This window comes from Streptomyces sp. NPDC043908, from assembly GCF_056435525.1.
Window position 1 is genome coordinate 213,799 of the sequence record NZ_JBWKEI010000008.1, and the last position, 17,409, is coordinate 231,207.

Below are 17,409 nucleotides of genomic sequence, written 5' to 3' on the forward strand. Positions count from 1 at the left end.
AGGGTGGCCCGGGGCGAACCCCGGGCCGCTGAACTGCGGCAGGAGGAGACCCGATGGCGGAGCCCGAGCGGAAAGAGCAGCGGCAGCGGCTGAGGCCGGCGCCGTTGCTGTTCGAGCCGGCCGAGGCCGCCGCCGACCCGGAGCACTTCTTCGCCCTGGAGTCGATCGAGGACCCCCGGGAGCTGCTGTCGCGCTCCACGGAGCTGGCGCTGGCGTTCCGAGCGGCGGCGGACCGGGCGGTGGAGTTCCAGGCGATCGCGGCGGCCCAGCTGGCCGACCCCCGCCGCTTCGACCGCCTCACCCCGGCGGACATCGCCGAGCGGGCGCGGTGGACCGAGGACTACGCGAAGAAGATGGTGGAGTTCGGGCGGGATCTGCTGTCGCGGGGGGTGGAGCGGGGGTAAGGGGGGTTGCCCGGGGGATGCCTGCGGGCCGGGGGTGGGTTGCCCGCCGGGGCCGGGGGGCCTGGGGTTTGCCTGCGGGTCGCGGTGGGTTGTCCGCACACAAACACCCGGCACCCCCACGGGCATATGCCATCGGCCGCGCAAGATACTCCCTCCCGCCCCACCCCGTCCCGGTTTCCGGTAATCCGCCGGGACCGGGGGGCCGGGGCCCGTAGACCTACTACCCATGAGCATCATGCAGCGCGACGAGGCCCTGCTCCCCCGGGGCCGTGGCGGTCGGGTCACCCCCGAGGGGGCCGCCTGGCTGGCGTCGGCGGGACCGTATCCGCGCAGCACCCTCGCCCTGTGGGAGGACCGCCCGGACGCCCCCGTCGTGCTCCCGTGCGGCTCGGTCTTCGACGTGGTCGGGGTGCCCGCCGTCTTCGGGCGCCGGATGCTCGACCGGCTGTGGGGCGAGGGCGCCGGCTCCGGGCCGGTCGCCCGGCACCGGGGCAGGATGCTGCTCTTCGCCACCCCCGGCACCGCCCACCGCCTGCCCGCCCTGCTCGACTGGGAGGAGTGGACCGAGGTGCCGCCGCTGCTCTGCCACGGCACGGGCGACGCGGTCACCGTGCCCGGCCTCGCCCACACCGAGCACGCCCCGCACCCCGGCGCCGCCCGCTGGCTGGTCGCCCCCGACACCCGCCACCCCTGGCTCCCGGGCCCCGACGTCCTGCTGTGGGCATGCGTCCGCGCCGCCCGGGACAGCGTCCCCGCCGACCGGCGCTTATCGATTTTTCCTCCCGCCGATCAGGATGCTAAGGTCTACGACGTCAGCAGGCGCCGCTAGCTCAGTTGGTTAGAGCAGCTGACTCTTAATCAGCGGGTCCGGGGTTCGAGTCCCTGGCGGCGCACAGACGGAAAAGGCCCCTCGCGCAAGCGGGGGGCCTTTTCGTGCCCGGAAGGTGCCCGGGAAGGTGCCCGCACCGGCCTCCGCCGGTCCGCACCAACCCGTACCTACGGCGTGACCTTCACCGTCCACCCCCCCGACCGCGTCCGCCCCGTGGCCTCGATCCGGATCCCCTCCCCCGGCACGGTGAACGTCTCGCCCACGTTCAGCGGCGCGTCCGCCAGCGCCGGGTACACCGAGCGCTCCCAGCACGCCCCCGTGTCGGGGTGGGTGTCGAGGACCTCGACCGGCCCGGTGCCCGACGCCGTCTCGCCGCGCACGCGGTAGACCAGCAGCCCCGACGTACAGGTCGTACGGTCGTTGCCCGCCGAATCGCGGGCCTCGATGGCGACCGCGCTGTCCCGCGAGGTCCGGACGACCGCGAGCCGGACGCCCCCGTGGCCGACCCGCGCGGGCGACTCCGAGAGCGGCGCCAGGGTCAGCCGCGAGGACCCGCGCGCCGCCACGCACGCCACCTGGCGCCGGTCCAGCCACCCCAGCTTCCACTTCTGCCAGCCGAACAGATCCGGCGCCATCCCGAACTGGCTGCCCATCACGTCCCAGTCGCCGACGTACGTGTCCCAGTCGCCCTTGCCGTCGACCGGCCGGTGGTAGAGGTCGGGCAGGTCGAAGACGTGGCCGGTCTCGTGGGCCAGTACGTTGCGGTCCGGCGGGTGCTGCTCGAAGACCGTGACGACCCGCTTGAGGTCCGTGCCGTCGACCCGCAGCGGCTGGTCGAAGTTGACGACCTTGGTGGCGTCGGAGTCGACGCCCGGCGCGTCCGGGTCCGCGACCAGGTAGACGATGTCGTACGCCGAGAAGTCCACGCCCGGGTCGGCGGCCGCGACGGCGTCGCGCAGATACTCGGTGCGCCGGTCGGGGTCCCAGTCGCGCTGTATCCGGTAGGACGTGGACGGCTTCGGCATGCGCACCCACTCCGGGCGCGCATCGGCCTGGAGCCGGAACTTCCCGTACGAGGCGCGGGCGAAGAAGTCGCTGGTCGCGGGGAAGTAGTCGGTGGCGATGTCCTTCGGGGCGGCCACCGGCACCGAGTCCGGGAACGAGAGGAAGACCATCACCGCCCGGAGGGTGCGCACCGGGCGCGGATAGGCGGTGTTCCAGGTGTCCACTCCGAGCGAGTGGTGGGCCGCGGTGCGGGGCAGCGCGCAGGGCATCGCGGATCTGGCGGCCACGGCGGGGCCCGCCACGAGGGTGGTGGCGGCGACCGCGGTCAGGGAGGTGAGCGCGGCGGCGGCACTGCGCAGCCGGGCACGCTCCACTCCCCCGGGTGTCAGCTGACGCTCCACGTCGACCTCCGGGTACGGAAATGCGGGACACCTCACCCACCTTGTGATGGTTTGTGTGATGACGCCCTGTTCCGCTGCCCCAGGTGGGTGAGGAGCCCGACACCTGCCCGACACCCCGATGCCTTACAGAAAGTCACAATCGGTCACTTGCGAATCGCCGCTGGCCAGGCGTGTGCAGAAACGATCGGCCTCGGCTCCCGGGTGCGCATGATCACGGCCATGGAGCTGGATCGGCCATTGCGCCTGCCTCTATGATCGGCACACTTTCCTGCGTGGATTCAGCCCCGGGCGGCTGTCCTCCACCCGGCCGACGGCCCCGACCACATCTCTGTACGACTCGAATGCACAGCGGGAGCGAGCGGTGAGCGGAACCCCCGAAGGACCGGGAGCAGCACCCGGGACCATGCGGCCGCCGGTCACAGAGCGTCATCCAGAGGGGCCTCTGGGGCCCATGGGACGGCCGCCCGAACGTCACGCGGTCGGGCGCACCACCGCCGAGCCGCGTGACTACCGCGCGGCCTTCGACGCGGCCCACCTGGCGATGGCCGTCGTCGACCGGCACGGCACGGTGACCGCCGTCAACCACGCGCTGGCCGAACTCCTCGGCTCCCCGCCCGCCGAACTGTGCGGCCGGCCCGCCGCCGACCTCGTCGACCTCGCCGCCGACGCCCGCACCTGGCACATCTACCAGGACGTCCTCCAGGGCAGCCGCTCCCGGTTCCGCTGCACCCGCCGCCTCAAGCACCCCGACGGGCACTCGCTGTGGGCCGAGGTCACCGTCTCGCCGGTACGCGACGGCAGCGGCGCGCTGCTCTCGATCACCGACATCAGCGACCGGCGCGAACTCCAGGCGCGGTTGCGCCACCTCCAGATGCACGACCCGGTGACCCGGCTGCCCAACCGCACGCTCTTCTTCGAGCGGCTCGCGGGGGCGATGGAGGCGTCCACGTACGGACGCGGCGGCACCGGCCGGATCGGGATCTGCTACCTCGACCTCGACGGCTTCAAGGCAGTCAACGACACCCTCGGCCACCGCATCGGCGACCGGCTCCTGTCGGCGGTCGCGGCCCGCCTCACCCACTGCGCCGACCAGAGCGGCTACGCCCGCAGCGGCGGACACCTGGTGGCGCGCCTGGGCGGCGACGAGTTCGCGGTCCTGGTCGAGGACTCCACCGGGACCGAGCAGCTGGCCGAGCTGGCGAAGTCCGTACTGGCCGTGCTCCAGCAGCCGTTCGACCTGGCCGGGCAGCGGCTGTCGGTCTCGGCGTCCATCGGCGTGGTGGAGCGGGCGGTCGCGGGGACGACGGCGACGGGTCTGATGCAGGACGCGGACACGACGCTGTACTGGGCCAAGGCCGACGGCAAGGCCCGCTGGACCCTCTTCGACCCCGAGCGCAACGCGCACCGGATGACCCGTCAGGCGCTCTCCTCCACGCTGCGTCCGGCCGTGGACCGGGGGGAGTTCGCGCTGGAGTACCAGCCGCTGGTGGGGATGGCGGACGGGGCCGTGGAGGGCGTCGAGGCGCTTGTCCGATGGAACCATCCGCAGTTCGGCACACTTGCGCCGAATCGGTTCATCGGAATTGCCGAAGAGGACGGCTCGATCGTCCAGCTCGGCCGCTGGGTCCTGCGGACGGCCTGCCGGCAGGCGCGCCGCTGGCAGATCGAGCACCCCGGGGTGCCACCGATCTTCGTGAGCGTGAACGTGGCCGTGCGCCAGGTCTGGGACTCCGACCTGGTCGCGGACGTGGCGGAGATCCTCGCGGAGACGGGCCTGGCGCCGCACCTGCTGCAACTGGAGCTCACCGAGTCCGCCGTGATGGGCTCGGCGGGCCGTCCGCTCCAAGCCCTCCAGGCGCTGTCCGACATGGGCGTACGGATCGCCATCGACGACTTCGGCACGGGCTACTCGAACCTGGCGTACCTCTCCCGGCTGCCGGTCTCCGTCCTGAAGCTGGACGGCTCCTTCGTCCGGGGCTTCCAGTACGACGAGGGCGGCACGCACCCCAACCCCGCCGACGAGACGATCGTCGAGGCACTGGTCCAACTGGCGCACCGGCTGGGCCTGAAGGTGACGGCGGAGTGCGTGGAGACGTCGCACCAGGCGGGGCGGTTGCGGCGGATCGGGTGCGATACGGGGCAGGGGTGGTTGTATTCGCGGGCGGTGGGGCCGGGGTTGATCGGGACGATGCTGTCCGGGGGTTGCGGCGCGACGACTTCGCGCAGTTCCCCGCGCCCCTGAAAGCATCGGTCGTCTGCCGGTCGTGGTCGGTTGCTCGCGCAGTTCCCCGCGCCCCTTTTGTGCCCGGGGTTCGTCTGCGGGCCGGTGGGTGGCTGGTCGCGCAGTTCCCCGCGCCCCTGAAGGGGCCGGTGTTCGTCTGACCGTGCGGTGGGGGTTGCTCGCGCAGTTCCCCGCGCCCCCAAAAACGTCGGTCGTCTGCCGGTCGTGGGTGGCTGGTCGCGCAGTTCCCCGCGCCCCTCAAGGGGTGCGTGTTCGTCTGCCGGTCGGGAGTCATGCGCTCCTGAAGGGGCCGGTGTTCGTCTGCCGGTCGGAGGTCGCGCGACCCTCGGTCACTCCTGGTCGTCGTACCTCCAGCGCCCACCCGCCGATCGGGGCGGAGCCCCGTTCTTCAGGGGCGCGGGGAACTGCGCGACCAGCCCCCACTCACCCGCGGACGAAAACGAGGAGGGGGGCGCAGGGGCCGCAGGCCCCGCACGGGGATCGGGGGCGCAGCCCCCGTCGCGGGGTGCGGGGCCGCAGGTCCCCCACGGGGGGTTCGGGGGCGTAGCCCCTGGAGGGGTGGGGTGGGGCAAGAGAAAGCCGTCCCATCCCCGGCACGGGATGGGACGGCTTCCCCCCGAAGGGGGCTCTCGGCTCACATCAGCATGCGCCCAGGTCCTGCCAGACCCCCCACTCCCCGGTCGTCCCGGGCTCCTCCCCCTGCGTCCACCACTTGGCCTTCCAGGTGTGGCCCTTGTGGGAGACCTGCGTCCCGCCCGTGTACGTACCGCCCTTGTCCCAGGCCGCGGCCGTGCAGCCCGTCGTCGGCGGAGTGGTGGGCGGCGTCGTGGGAGGCGTGGTGGGCGGGGTCGTCGGCGGGGTGGTGGGCGGCGTCGTCGGGTCCGGCGTCGAGGACGGGGACGAGCCGACCGCCGTGACGATCTGGTTCAGGAGCGTCGTCCTGTCGTCCAGGCCGAGCAGGGAGTACATCATCGCCCCCGCCAGCCCCCGGCTGTGCGCGTAGTCGGCGCGCGCCTGGACCGACTTCTGGTTCAGGCCGGTGAAGAACTCGCCGTCCTTGTAGAAGTAGGACGCCTTCGCCTGGTCGTCCCAGTACGTCGTCGCCGCGTTGTCGACGATCCCGCCGAGCTCCTTGTAGTGGGCGATGCCGGGCTGCTGGCTCAGCGGCCGTGCGCCCGAGGGGCCGGTCGCCGCCTGGGCGAGGCCGCCCGCACTGCCCGCGGGGACGCCCTTCCAGCCCCGGTAGTAGAACTCGTACCCGAGGGTCAGCTTGTTCGCCGGGAACCCGCCCGCGATGCCGTACGCCGCGTTCCCGTCCAGCCAGGAGTCCACCGCGTTGGCGATCGAGTACTTCTGGGTGCCCGGCTTGATCACGTCGGTCGGGTCGTTGGCGCCGGAGTACAGCGGCGACTGGTGGTACGTCGGCCCGTCGCCGTCCCAGGCGCCGTGCATGTCGTACGTCATGACGTTGGCGTAGTCGAGGTACTGCCCGACCTTGTCGGTCTCGATGTTCTTGATCTTGTCCTGTCCGGCCGGCATCGCCGCCGTCAGCAGGTACTTCTTGCCGCCGTGCGCGGCCCCGTACGCGTCGAGCTGCTTGCGGAACTCGGCGAGCAGCAGCGTGAAGTTCTGCTTGTCCTCGGGGGCGTAGTGGTTGCCGAGGTGGCCGTCGGGCGAGCCGGGGTACTCCCAGTCGATGTCGATGCCGTCGAAGATCCCGGCGGCGGTCCCGGGGCCGCCGAAACCTCCGTCGACCGGCAGGTCGCCCTGGATGTACTGCTTGATACAGGACGCCACCAGCTTCTTGCGGCTCGCGTCGGTCTTCGCCGCGTCCGAGAAGTACTTGGAGTAACTCCAGCCGCCGATCGATATGTTGATCTTCAGCTTGGGGTACTTCGCCTTGAGCTGCTTGAACTGGTTGAAGACGCCGACGATGGGCTGGTTCCAGGTGTCGGCGGTCCCGCTGACGCTGTCGGCCGCTCCGAACGACTTCTGGTAGTCGGCGTAGGAGTCGCCCGCGCCGTCACCGGCGCTCGCGTTGCTGTCGTCGCCCGCCGCCTTGTTGGCCTCGAAACAGGTGAGGTCGGTGGGGTGGATGTTGGCGAACGAGTAGTTGATGACGTCCAGTTTGCCCGCGATGCCCCGGGTGTCGAGGTGCTTGGGGTAGAAGGCGTTCCCGTACACGCTCCACTGGTCGTAGTACGCGATCTTCACGCCGCCCGTGGAGGCGGCGACCGTCCGGGTGTGGGCGGCGGAGGCGGCGCCGGCCGGGCCGAGGCCCGCGAAGGCGGCCAGCGCGCCGGCGGCGAGCGTCGCGGTCGTCAGGGCTGCGGTTAGAGGTCTGCGGACGGGCACGGTCGGCCTCCGGGGGGGGGAGCTGAGCGGAACGGCGGTTGGAGCAGTGATAGCGATCACGCCGGGGGTGAGTCAATGGTCTGAACCAAATTGAGGACTAGACCAATTTGGGAACGTAACCGCTCGTCAGGGAGGTGGACCCCACGCACGAACCGCCCGCCACCATCGGTGACGAGCGGTTTAAGGGTGTCTTATGGATCTTGCGGAGGGCGGCGGACGCGTTGGACCACCGGCCGTGCGGAATCCAGGATTTACCGACGAGTGATCGTCGCGCACGGCTCCCGACGGCCGCCGCGAGGCCGCCGACGGACCACGCGGGCCACCCGGATTCCGCGGCTTGCACGGATTACGCGGACCCCGTGGATCGCGCGGATGACACGGGCTTCGCCGTGGGCGCCCCGTACACGTCCGCGATCAGTTCGTACGAGCGCAGTCGCGCCTCGGGTCCGTGCGCGTTCGCCGTCAGCATCAGCTCGTCCGCGCCCGTCCGCTTCTGGAGCGCGTCGAGGCCGGCGCGCACCTCCTCGGCCGTCCCGGAGACCACGTTGGCGAGCCAGCTGTCGACGAACTCCCGCTCCAGCGCGCTGAAGGAGTGCGCCGCCGCCTCCTCGGGCGTCGGCACCAGACCCGGGCGGCCGGTGCGCAGCCGCACCATCGACAGGGCGTTGGTGAGGGTCTGGCGGCGGGCCTCCTCCTCGGTGTCGGCGGCCAGCGCGGAGACGCCGATCAGCGCGTACGGCGCGGCCAGCACCGCCGAGGGCCGGAACGACTCGCGGTACAGATCGAGCGCGGGCACGGTGTTCGCGGCCGAGAAGTGGTGCGCGAACGCGAACGGCAGGCCCAGCGTCCCCGCGAGCCGGGCGCTGAAGCCGGAGGAGCCGAGCAGCCAGATCGGCGGGCGGCCGGTGGGGCCCTGCACGGGGCCGGGCACGGCGTGGATGCGGGCGTAGGGGTGCCCGTCGGGGAAGTCGTCGTCCAGGAAGCGGGTCAGCTCGGCCAACTGCTGCGGGAACTGGTCCGCCCCTTCGTTCAGCCGGTCGGTGCGGCGCAGGGCCGCCGCCGTCGCGCCGTCCGTGCCGGGCGCGCGCCCCAGGCCCAGGTCGATGCGCCCGGGTGCCAGCGCCTCCAGCGTGCCGAACTGCTCCGCGATCACCAGCGGCGCGTGGTTGGGCAGCATCACCCCGCCCGAGCCGAGCCGGATGCGCTCGGTGTGGGCGGCGAGGTGGGCGAGGATGACGGCCGGGGACGAGGAGGCGACGCCGGGCATGGAGTGGTGCTCGGCGACCCAGTGGCGGGTGAAGCCGCGCCGCTCGGCGAGCCGGGCGATCTCCACACTTGTGCGCAGGGCCGTGCTCGCGGTGTAGCCGCTGCCGACCGTCACCAGGTCCAGCACGGACAGGGGCACGGGCGCGCCGCCGAACGCCGTCCCTCGAATGTCGTCCACGTCCACCGGTCCGCTCCTCCAGTTCGTGCCGTACGGATACAGCGAAGCCAACAGGAGGCGGTCTCCGTTTTATTCCCCGGCCACCGGGCGCCCGCCCGGCCACTGTGGATCAGCAAACCCGGGTACGAACCCGGGCATGACCGAGCCGACGACAGGCCGCACCTCTCTCGCCGACCTGACTGCCCGTCAACTCCTGGCGGGATACGGCAGGGGCGACTTCTCCCCCCTCGACGCGGTCCGCGACGTACTGGAGCGGATCTCCGCCGTAGAGCCCCGGATCAACGCCTTCGTCCGGGTCGACGCCGAGGCGGCGCTGGCCCGGGCCGGGGAGTCCACCGCCCGCTGGCGCGCGGGGGAGCCGCTGGGGCTGCTCGACGGGGTGCCGGTGTCCGTGAAGGACGCGCTGCCGGTGGCCGGCGGCCCGACCCTGCGCGGCTCGACGCTCCCGGCGGGACCGGGGCCCTGGGACGTGGACGCGCCTCCCGTGGCGCGGCTGCGCGAGCACGGGGCGGTGTTCGTGGGCAAGACCACGATGCCCGAGTTCGGCTGGAAGGCGGTCACCGACTCGGCGCTCTCGGGGATCACCCGCAACCCGCACGACCCCTCCCGTACGGCGGGCGGCTCCAGCGGCGGCAGCGCGGCGGCGGTCGCGGCCGGGGCGGCGCCGCTCTCGCTCGGCACCGACGGCGGCGGCTCGGTGCGCGTCCCGGCCTCGTTCTGCGGGGTGGTCGGGCTGAAGCCGACGTACGGGCGGGTGCCGCTGTTCCCGCCGAGCCCCTTCGGCTCGCTCGCCCACATCGGACCGCTGGCGCGCGACGCGGCCGACACGGCGCTGCTGCTCGACGTGATCAGCGGGGCCGACTGGCGCGACTGGTCGGCGGGCGAGGCCGCCCGGCCCGTCTCCCCGAGCCTCGACGAGGGGGTGAAGGGCCTGCGCGTGGCGTACTCGCCGTCCCTCGGCGGCCAGGTGGCCGTGCGTCCCGAGGTCGCGGCGGCGGTACGGGCCGGGGTGACCCGGCTCGCCGGGCTCGGCGCCTACGTCGAGGAGGCCGACCCGGACTTCGCGGACCCGGTCGCCGCCTTCCACACCCTGTGGTTCACGGGCGCCGCGCGGGTGGCCGCCCGCGTCCCCTCCGAGCGGCGGGCAACCCTGGAGCCGGGGCTGCGGGACATCGCCGAGCAGGGCGCGCGGTACTCGGCGCTCGACTACCTGGCCGCGCTCGACGTCCGCGCCGAGCTCGGCCACCGGATGGCGCGTTTCCACCGCTCCTACGACCTGCTGGTCACCCCGACCCTGCCGATCACCGCCTTCGGGGCGGGGGCGGAGGTCCCCGAGGGGTCGGGGCTGCGCCGGTGGACGGGCTGGACCCCGTTCACGTACCCCTTCAACCTGACCTGCCAGCCGGCGCTCACCGTCCCGGTCGGCACGGACGCGGCGGGGCTGCCCATCGGCCTCCAGCTGGTCGCCGCGCGCCACCGCGACGATCTGGTGCTGCGGGCGGCGCGCGCGCTGGAGAGCTGAGGGAGCAGGTCGGGACGCATGGGGGCGTCGATCCCGGGTAGCGGCGCCGCCATGGTTCGAGCAACTGCACGACGAACGTTTCTCGCCGGGGGTGTCGGCGTGGCCCTGGCCGCCGCCGGCTGCTCCCGGGTGCCCGAAGGCGACGCGCTCGGGCGCCTCAGATCGCAGGGCACGGTACGGCTGGGGATCGCCGGAGAGGTCCCGTACGGCTATGTCGACGAGGACGGCCGGTTCACCGGCGAGGCGCCGGAACTGGCCAAAGTGATCTTCAAACGGCTCGGCATCGACCGGGTCCAGCCGGTGGCCACCGACTTCTCCTCGCTCATCCCGGGCCTGAACTCCCAGCAGTTCGACGTCGTCTCGGCCGGGATGTACATCAACAAGGAGCGCTGCGCGCAGGTCCTCTTCGCCGACCCCGAGTACCAGATGCTCGACGCGTTCATCGTGCGCAAGGGCAATCCCAAGGGGCTGCACACGTACCAGGACGTGGTGCGCACCCGCGCCCGCTTCGCCACCGGCACCGGCTACGCGGAGATCCAGTACGCGGTCGCCGCCGGCATCCCCGAGAAGGACATCGTCATCCTCCAGGACCAGGTCGCCGGGCTGAACGCGGTGGAGTCCGGCCGCGTCGACGTCTTCGCCGGGACCGCGCTGACCACCCGCGCCGTGGTGCGCAAGAGCAGCCGCGCCGAGGCCACCGCGCCCTTCGCCGCCGTCGTCGACGGCAGGAAGAAGGTCGACGGCGGCGGCTTCGCCTTCCGGCCCACCGACACCACGCTGCGCGACGCCTTCAACACCGAGCTGCGCAAGATGCGCGCCAGCGGCGAACTCTTCCGCATCCTGCGGCCGTTCGGCTTCACCCGCGCGGAGATGACCACCCTCACCGCCAAGGAGCTGTGCCGATGACGGCGGGACTGTGGCAGCACTGGGTGCTGCCGGGGATCTGGATCACCGTCCAGCTGACCGTGTACAGCGCGGCGCTGGCCGCCGCCGTCGCCTTCGGCATCGGCATGGCCCGTACGCACCGCTCGGTCTTCGTCAGGTTCCTGGCCGGCTTTTACACCGAAATCTTCCGGGGCACCTCCGCCCTGGTCCTGATGTTCTGGCTGTTCTTCGTGCTGCCGCCGCTGGTGGGCTGGCAGCTGGTGCCGATGTGGGCGGCCGTCCTGGCGCTCGGCCTGTCCTACGGGGCGTACGGCGCGGAGATCGTCCGGGGCGCGCTGAACTCCGTCCCGGCCGCGCAGCGCGAGGCGGGCATAGCCCTGAGCCTCACTCCCTGGCAGCGGATGCGGCTGGTGCTGCTGCCGCAGGCGGTGCCGGAGATGATCCCGCCGTTCTGCAACCTGCTGGTCGAGCTGCTCAAGGGCACCGCGCTGGTCTCGCTGCTCGGCGTCGGCGACGTGTCGTTCGCCGCGTACCTGGTCCGCCTCGCCACCCAGGACAGCGCCCGGATCTACGGCGTCACCCTCGTCATCTACTTCGTCCTCGCCTTCGGGATCACCCGGGGCATGAAGGCACTGGAGCGCCGCACCAAGGCCAATCTGGGGGTGACGGTCAAGTGACGCACTCGGTCTCGGCGCAGACGGCGCAGTCCTCCTGGGACTGGTCCGCCGTCGGCGACTTCATGCCGCGCTTCTGGGACGGGGTGCTGGTCACCCTGGAAGTCCTCGCGCTCGGCTCGCTCATCTCGTTCTCGCTGGGGCTGGTGTGGGCGTTCGGCCTGCGCGCCTCGTCCCGTGCGGTGCGGTGGCCGGTGACGGCCGTCACCGAGTTCATCCGCACCACCCCGCTGCTGGTGCAGTTGTTCTTCCTGTTCTTCGTGCTGCCCGAGTGGGGCGTGCAGTTCTCCGCCCTGACCACCGGCGTCCTCGCCATCGGACTGCACTACTCGACGTACACCGCGCAGGTCTACCGGGCCGGCATCGACGCGGTGCCCCGGGGCCAGTGGGAGGCGGCCACCGCGCTCAGCCTGCCCGCGCACCGGACCTGGCTGGCGGTGATCCTGCCGCAGGCGGTCCGCCGCATCGTCCCGGCGCTCGGCAACTACGTCATCTCGATGCTGAAGGACACCCCGCTGCTCGCCGGGATCAGCGTCCTGGAACTCCTCCAGCAGTCCCGTCTGGAGGGCGCGTCGACCTTCCAGTACACCGAGCCGCTGACCGTCGTCGGCGTCGCCTTCATCCTCATCGCCTACCCGGCTTCCGTTCTCGTACGAGCCCTGGAGCGCCGCCTTGCCCGCTGACCTCTCCCCCGCGTCCGCCCCCGCCTCCTCCCCCTCCGCCCCGCCCGGGTCGCCCCTGATCACCTTCGACAACGTCACCAAGCGCTTCGGGTCCACCACGGTCCTGGACGATCTCTGCTTCTCGGTGCGGCCGGGGCGGCACGTCACGCTGATCGGCCCGTCCGGCTCCGGCAAGACCACCATCCTGCGGCTGCTGATGACCCTGGAAACCCCCGACTCCGGGACGATCCAGGTCAATGGGGACCGGCTGTTTCCGGCCGCCGAGAGAGAGCGCCGGGAGGCCCGCAAGAAGATCGGGATGGTCTTCCAGCAGTTCAACCTCTTCCCCAACATGACCGTCCTGCGGAACCTCACCGAGGCGCCGGTGCGGGTGCTCGGCCTCTCGCCCGACGAGGCCGAGGCACGGGCGAAGGAGCTGCTCGACCTGGTGGGGCTCGCCGACCGCACGGACGCCAGGCCCTCCCAGCTCTCCGGCGGCCAGCAGCAGCGGGTGGCGATCGCCCGGGCCCTGGCCATGCGCCCCCAGGTGCTGCTTCTCGACGAGGTGACCTCCGCGCTCGACCCGGAGCTGGTGGCGGGGGTCCTCGACGTCCTGCGGGACATCGCGACGACGACGGACATCACCATGCTCTGCGTCACGCACGAGATGAACTTCGCGCGCGACATCTCGGACGAGGTCATGATGTTCGATTCCGGGAAGGTCATCGAGTCCGGTCCGCCGGAGAAAATCTTCACCGCGGCCGAACACGAACGCACGCGCGAGTTCCTCGGCTCGGTGCTCTGACCTCACCTTCCGGCCAGGGACCTTTCCTCTGGCATATGCCATACGGATGCGCCCCAGCGTGCGGGCCGGGGCGCATCATCAATCTCGTCAACACCCCCACCGGAATGGGGTCTTGGCGGTTATCGTGGAACGGTGAAGCTGTCCACCTTCGCAGCCTCGACCTGCTAGGGGGAAACCGTGGCGCTGAAGCCCGAGCCGACCGCGCCGTTCCACTCGGTGCAGTACGCCTTCCGCGTCCTGGAGACGATCTCCAAGCACGCGAGCGGAGTGACGGACGTCCAGATCGCACGAGAGACCGGTCTGCCGACCGCCCACCTCGCCTCGCTGCTGCTCATGCTGCGCTGCGAGGGTTACGTGGAACAGGTGGCCGACGGGGCGTACGTCATCGGCGACTCCACCGTCCTGCTGGGCTCCGGCGTGGTGCGCCAGCAGGCCCTGGAGGCCAAACTCCAGAGCACGCTGACCGAACTGCGCGACTCGGTCGGCGCGGCGGTCTACATCAGCCGGTACATCGACGGCGAAGTGAAGATCACGCAGTACGCCGACGGCCCGCGCGCCCCGAAGGTCAACGAGTGGGTGGACTTCCGCTCGGCGGCGCACGCCAGCGCGGTCGGCAAGTGCCTGCTCACCCAGCTCGACCAGAACGGCCGGCGCGACCACCTCTCCCGCCACAAGATCGCCCGGCTCACCTCGCGGACCATCACCAACGAGCGCGTGCTCTTCAGCAAGCTGGACAGCCAGCCCGCGACTGTCCCGGTCCTCGACCTCCAGGAGTACGCGGTGGGCACGGTCTGCGCGGCCGTCCCGCTCACGGCGGGCGCGGCGGTCGGCTGCCTCGCCCTCTCCCTCCCGATCGAGCACGCCCACCGCCTGCGCTCGGCGGCGGACACCCTGAACCGCCGGGCCGCTCCCGTGGTGCTGTCGCTGGCGATCTAGCACCGACCGGTACCACGCCGACCGGTACCGACACGCCCGCTCCGTGGCGTGTCGTTTCCGTGATCCGTCGGGTGTCCGGAGCACCCCGGCGGACCAGGTAGTATTTTCTCTGTCAGCAGGCGCCGCTAGCTCAGTTGGTTAGAGCAGCTGACTCTTAATCAGCGGGTCCGGGGTTCGAGTCCCTGGCGGCGCACCGACAGCAGAAGCCCTCCGCGAAAGCGGAGGGCTTTTTGCGTTGTGTCTACATGTTTCCGGCCCACGGCGAACACCCTTGGCACGTCCGTCAACGCGCGTAATTCTGATTACATGATTACAGCCGAACAGCACGAGCAGCTTCGCGGCTGGTTCTCCGGCCGCATCCCCGAGGGGCTCTACGAGCGCCTCGTCGAGGTGACCGTCGACCGTGAGGAGATCACCGTCGTCGGACGCGTCCCCGAGCCGGCGCTCGCGGACGACGTCTCCCCCGCCGAGCGCGCCGCCGCCGTCGACGGCCGCATCCAGGAGTTCCGCGAACGCACCCGCGAGGAGCGGATCGCCGTCGCCCGTGAGGCCGAGCACCGGTACGGGCGCAAGGTGTCCTGGGGCGCCGAGTGCGGCGGGCACCGGGCGATGTTCACCCAGGTCGCGGCGCCGGTCATGACCCGGCTCCGGCAGAGCGAGCGCCAGGTCCTGGACACGCTGGTGGCGGGCGGGGTGGTCCGCAGTCGCAGCGAGGCCCTTGCCTGGTGTGTACGGCTCGTACAGAGTCACACCGACGACTGGCTCGGGGAGCTGCGCGACTCCCTGGAGCGGGTACGCGAAGTCCGCGCCCAGGGCCCCGACCGCGCGCCGGGGCCGGCCGAGGAGGAACACGCATGAGCGACGCTCCGGGGATCCCCAGCGTCTACGAGTGGATGGGCGGCCAGGAGGCGCTGGGCCACCTGACCGAGGTCTTCTACGGGCATGTGCACAAGGACCCGGTCCTGGCGCCGGTGTTCGCGGCGGCCCCGCCCGAGCACGCCCACCACGTGGCGGTCTGGCTCGCCGAGGTCTTCGGCGGTCCCGCCGGCTACACCGCGGCCCACGGCGGCCACGACCGGATGGCCGGGCGCCATCTGGGCCGCGGCATCACCGAGGAGCAGCGGCGGCGCTGGGTCTCGCTGCTGATGGACACGGCGGACGAGGTGGGCCTGCCGGACGACCCGGAGTTCCGGGCGGTGTTCGCGTACTACATCGAGTGGGGCACCCGGATGGCGCTCGTCTACTCCGGCCCGAACCCGCCGCCGGTGGAGGGCACGGGCGCGAAGGTGCCGAGGTGGGGCTGGAACCAGACCCCGCCCTGGCAGCCGAAGGCCTAGCGGCCCGGAGTTCGACCGCGGGCCGGCGGGGGCTGGTCGCGCGGTTCCCCGCGCCCCTCACGGCAGAACGCCCGGCCCGGTACCGCGATGACCGCGCGTACCGGGCCGGACCCACAGGGGCGCGGGGAACCGCGCGAACGAGCAAGCCCCACCGGCCCGCCGACGAACCACCCGCCCCTCGCGACGGCATGCGCACGGCCCCTCCGGACCCTCCGGAGGGGCCGTACGCATGTCCTATACATTCGTTCTAGACAGCCGTATTAAACGGCCGTACAGTTCCTGTCATGACCCACACACCGAGCACCAACCTCCGCGCGGGCCGCAAGGAATGGACCGCCTTCGTCGTCCTGCTGCTGCCGCTCCTGCTGGTCTCGATGGACGTCTCCGTCCTCTACTTCGCGATCCCCTCCCTCACCCGGGAGCTGGACCCGAGCGCCACGCAGCAGCTGTGGATCTTCGACATCTACGCCTTCGCGCTCGCCGGGCTGCTGATCACGATGGGCTCGCTCGGTGACCGGATCGGCCGCCGCAAGCTGCTGCTGATCGGCGCGGCGGCCTTCGGCGTCGCCTCGGTGGCGGCGGCGTACGCGACCAGCGCCGAGATGCTGATCGCCGCCCGCGCCCTGCTCGGCGTCGGCGGCGCCACCCTGATGCCGTCCACCATGGGGCTGGTCCGCACCCTGTTCCGCGACGACCGCCAGCGCGGCCAGGCGATCGGCATCTGGTCCGGTGCCATGGCGGGCGGGATCGCGCTCGGCTCGGTGATGAGCGGCGTGATGCTGGAGCACTTCTGGTGGGGCTCGGTGTTCCTGATCAACGTGCCCGCGATGCTGCTCCTGCTGGTCCTCGTCCCGGTCCTGGTCCCCGAGTCCAAGGACCCGGCGCCGGGGAGGTTCGACCTGCTGAGCGTGCCCCTGTCGATGGGTGCGGTGCTGCCGGTGGTCTACGGGCTGAAGGAGTTCGCCGCCGAGGGCTTCAGCACCGGGCGGCTGCTGTCGGTGGCCGTGGGCCTGCTGATCGGCTGGGCCTTCGTCCGCCGCCAGCGCACCCGGCGGGACGCGATGATCAGCCGTGAGCTCTTCCGCGACCGGGTCTTCGGGGCCGGGATATCCCTCAACGCCGTCGCCGCCTTCGCGATGATGGGCTCGGCGTACTTCACCACCCAGTACCTCCAGTCGGTGCTCGGCATGGGCACCATGGAGGCCGCCCTGTGGTCGATGGCCCCCTCGCTCGCGGTGGGCGTCGCCGCCCCGACGGCCACGGCGATCGCCGCCAGGGCGGGCAAGGCCCCGGTCATGACGGCCGGGTTCGTGATCGGCGCCGCCGGCTACGGCATCCTCGCCCTCACCGGCACCGACTCCCTGTGGCTGCTGCTGACCGGCGCCGCGGTCCTCGCCAGCGGCATCGTCGCGGTGATGGCGCTCGTCTCCGACATGGCGCTGGCCTCGGCCCCGGCCGAGAAGGCCAGTTCGGCGGCCTCGCTCCTGGAGACCGGCCAGGAGTTCGGCGGGGCGATGGGCATGGCGGTCCTGGGCTCGATCGGCACCGCGGTCTACCGCTCGGACATGCCCGGCTCGGCCCCGGCGACGGCCCGCGAGACCCTGGGCGCGGCGGTCGCGAGCACCGACCACACCCTGGTGGCGACGGCCCGCGAGGCCTTCGTCCACGGGATGCAGTACGCGGCGGTCGGCGGGACGGTACTGCTGCTGGTGGCGGCCGGGGTGACGGCGGCGCTGCTGCGGAACACCAGCGCCGGGGCGCCGGTGGCGCCGGAGAACGAACTGGTGGCGTAACCCCGTATGCGTACGACCGCCGGGCGGGCTCCCTTCGAGCCCGCCCGGCGGTCGTCGCTGTCTCGTCCGGGGGCCGGCGGGGTGCGGCTGATCCGATCCCGCCGGGGGCGGCCGA

15 protein-coding genes and 2 tRNA genes are annotated in these 17,409 nt (G+C 72.0%); 14 read left to right on the plus strand and 3 right to left on the minus strand.

Going from position 1 to position 17,409, the window contains the following annotated elements; genetic code table 11:
• Positions 1 to 53: 53 nt before the first annotated feature.
• The 3 genes from AC069K_RS19500 (at position 54) to AC069K_RS19510 (ending at position 1,297) form a co-directional block, all read left to right on the plus strand.
• Positions 54 to 404, plus strand: a complete 351-nt coding sequence (locus AC069K_RS19500) for a hypothetical protein (protein WP_358835959.1) — start codon at positions 54 to 56, stop codon at positions 402 to 404.
• A 226-nt stretch (positions 405 to 630) separates the two neighbouring features.
• Positions 631 to 1,233, plus strand: coding sequence for a bifunctional DNA primase/polymerase (locus tag AC069K_RS19505; RefSeq protein WP_478617814.1), 603 nt, complete (start codon positions 631 to 633; stop codon positions 1,231 to 1,233).
• Positions 1,224 to 1,297 (plus strand) — tRNA-Lys (locus AC069K_RS19510). The genes AC069K_RS19505 and AC069K_RS19510 overlap by 10 nt, the downstream gene beginning before the upstream one ends.
• A 103-nt stretch (positions 1,298 to 1,400) precedes the next feature.
• Here the strand turns inward: AC069K_RS19510 and AC069K_RS19515 are convergent.
• Positions 1,401 to 2,639: a M6 family metalloprotease domain-containing protein gene (locus AC069K_RS19515; RefSeq protein ID WP_365111791.1), complete on the minus strand. Its 1,239-nt coding sequence runs from the start codon at positions 2,637 to 2,639 to the stop codon at positions 1,401 to 1,403.
• Positions 2,640 to 3,000: 361 nt separating this feature from the next.
• Between AC069K_RS19515 and AC069K_RS19520 the strand changes: the two genes are divergently transcribed.
• Positions 3,001 to 4,881: a putative bifunctional diguanylate cyclase/phosphodiesterase gene (locus tag AC069K_RS19520; protein WP_478617818.1), complete on the plus strand. Its 1,881-nt coding sequence runs from the start codon at positions 3,001 to 3,003 to the stop codon at positions 4,879 to 4,881.
• A 639-nt stretch (positions 4,882 to 5,520) separates the two neighbouring features.
• Here the strand turns inward: AC069K_RS19520 and AC069K_RS19525 are convergent.
• Both AC069K_RS19525 and AC069K_RS19530 read right to left on the minus strand, forming a co-directional pair.
• Positions 5,521 to 7,236 (minus strand): glycosyl hydrolase family 18 protein, encoded by a 1,716-nt coding sequence (locus tag AC069K_RS19525; protein WP_478617821.1) that lies wholly within the window; start codon positions 7,234 to 7,236, stop codon positions 5,521 to 5,523.
• Positions 7,237 to 7,582: 346 nt separating this feature from the next.
• Complete coding sequence (locus tag AC069K_RS19530; RefSeq protein ID WP_478618123.1) at positions 7,583 to 8,722, minus strand: LLM class flavin-dependent oxidoreductase; 1,140 nt, start codon at positions 8,720 to 8,722, stop codon at positions 7,583 to 7,585.
• 94 nt (positions 8,723 to 8,816) lie between these two features.
• Between AC069K_RS19530 and AC069K_RS19535 the strand changes: the two genes are divergently transcribed.
• The 10 genes from AC069K_RS19535 to AC069K_RS19580 all read left to right on the plus strand — a co-directional run bounded on the left by AC069K_RS19535 (position 8,817) and on the right by AC069K_RS19580 (position 17,294).
• Positions 8,817 to 10,202, plus strand: coding sequence for an amidase (locus tag AC069K_RS19535; RefSeq protein ID WP_478617824.1), 1,386 nt, complete (start codon positions 8,817 to 8,819; stop codon positions 10,200 to 10,202).
• Between the two features lie 51 nt (positions 10,203 to 10,253).
• Entirely contained in the window at positions 10,254 to 11,108 is an 855-nt protein-coding gene (ehuB, locus tag AC069K_RS19540; protein ID WP_365111779.1) for an ectoine/hydroxyectoine ABC transporter substrate-binding protein EhuB, read from the plus strand.
• Entirely contained in the window at positions 11,105 to 11,764 is a 660-nt protein-coding gene (gene ehuC, locus AC069K_RS19545; RefSeq protein WP_365111776.1) for an ectoine/hydroxyectoine ABC transporter permease subunit EhuC, read from the plus strand. The genes ehuB and ehuC overlap by 4 nt, the downstream gene beginning before the upstream one ends.
• Before the next feature lie 62 nt (positions 11,765 to 11,826).
• Positions 11,827 to 12,444, plus strand: coding sequence for an ectoine/hydroxyectoine ABC transporter permease subunit EhuD (ehuD, locus tag AC069K_RS19550; RefSeq protein WP_478618126.1), 618 nt, complete (start codon positions 11,827 to 11,829; stop codon positions 12,442 to 12,444).
• On the plus strand, positions 12,434 to 13,228 hold the full coding sequence (locus tag AC069K_RS19555; RefSeq protein WP_478617828.1) for an amino acid ABC transporter ATP-binding protein: 795 nt from the start codon (positions 12,434 to 12,436) through the stop codon (positions 13,226 to 13,228). The genes ehuD and AC069K_RS19555 overlap by 11 nt, the downstream gene beginning before the upstream one ends.
• A 177-nt stretch (positions 13,229 to 13,405) precedes the next feature.
• A complete protein-coding gene (locus AC069K_RS19560; RefSeq protein ID WP_365111773.1) occupies positions 13,406 to 14,164 on the plus strand; it encodes an IclR family transcriptional regulator in 759 nt (252 codons plus the stop codon).
• A 119-nt stretch (positions 14,165 to 14,283) separates the two neighbouring features.
• A tRNA-Lys gene (locus tag AC069K_RS19565) sits at positions 14,284 to 14,357 on the plus strand.
• Positions 14,358 to 14,470: 113 nt separating this feature from the next.
• Positions 14,471 to 15,022, plus strand: a complete 552-nt coding sequence (locus tag AC069K_RS19570) for a hypothetical protein (protein ID WP_478617830.1) — start codon at positions 14,471 to 14,473, stop codon at positions 15,020 to 15,022.
• Positions 15,019 to 15,501 carry a group II truncated hemoglobin gene (locus AC069K_RS19575; RefSeq protein WP_478617833.1) on the plus strand — a complete coding sequence of 161 codons (483 nt, stop codon included), beginning with the start codon at positions 15,019 to 15,021 and terminating at the stop codon, positions 15,499 to 15,501. Before AC069K_RS19570 ends, AC069K_RS19575 begins: the two co-directional genes overlap by 4 nt.
• A 284-nt stretch (positions 15,502 to 15,785) precedes the next feature.
• On the plus strand, positions 15,786 to 17,294 hold the full coding sequence (locus AC069K_RS19580) for an MFS transporter (RefSeq protein WP_478617836.1): 1,509 nt from the start codon (positions 15,786 to 15,788) through the stop codon (positions 17,292 to 17,294).
• Positions 17,295 to 17,409: the final 115 nt, after the last annotated feature.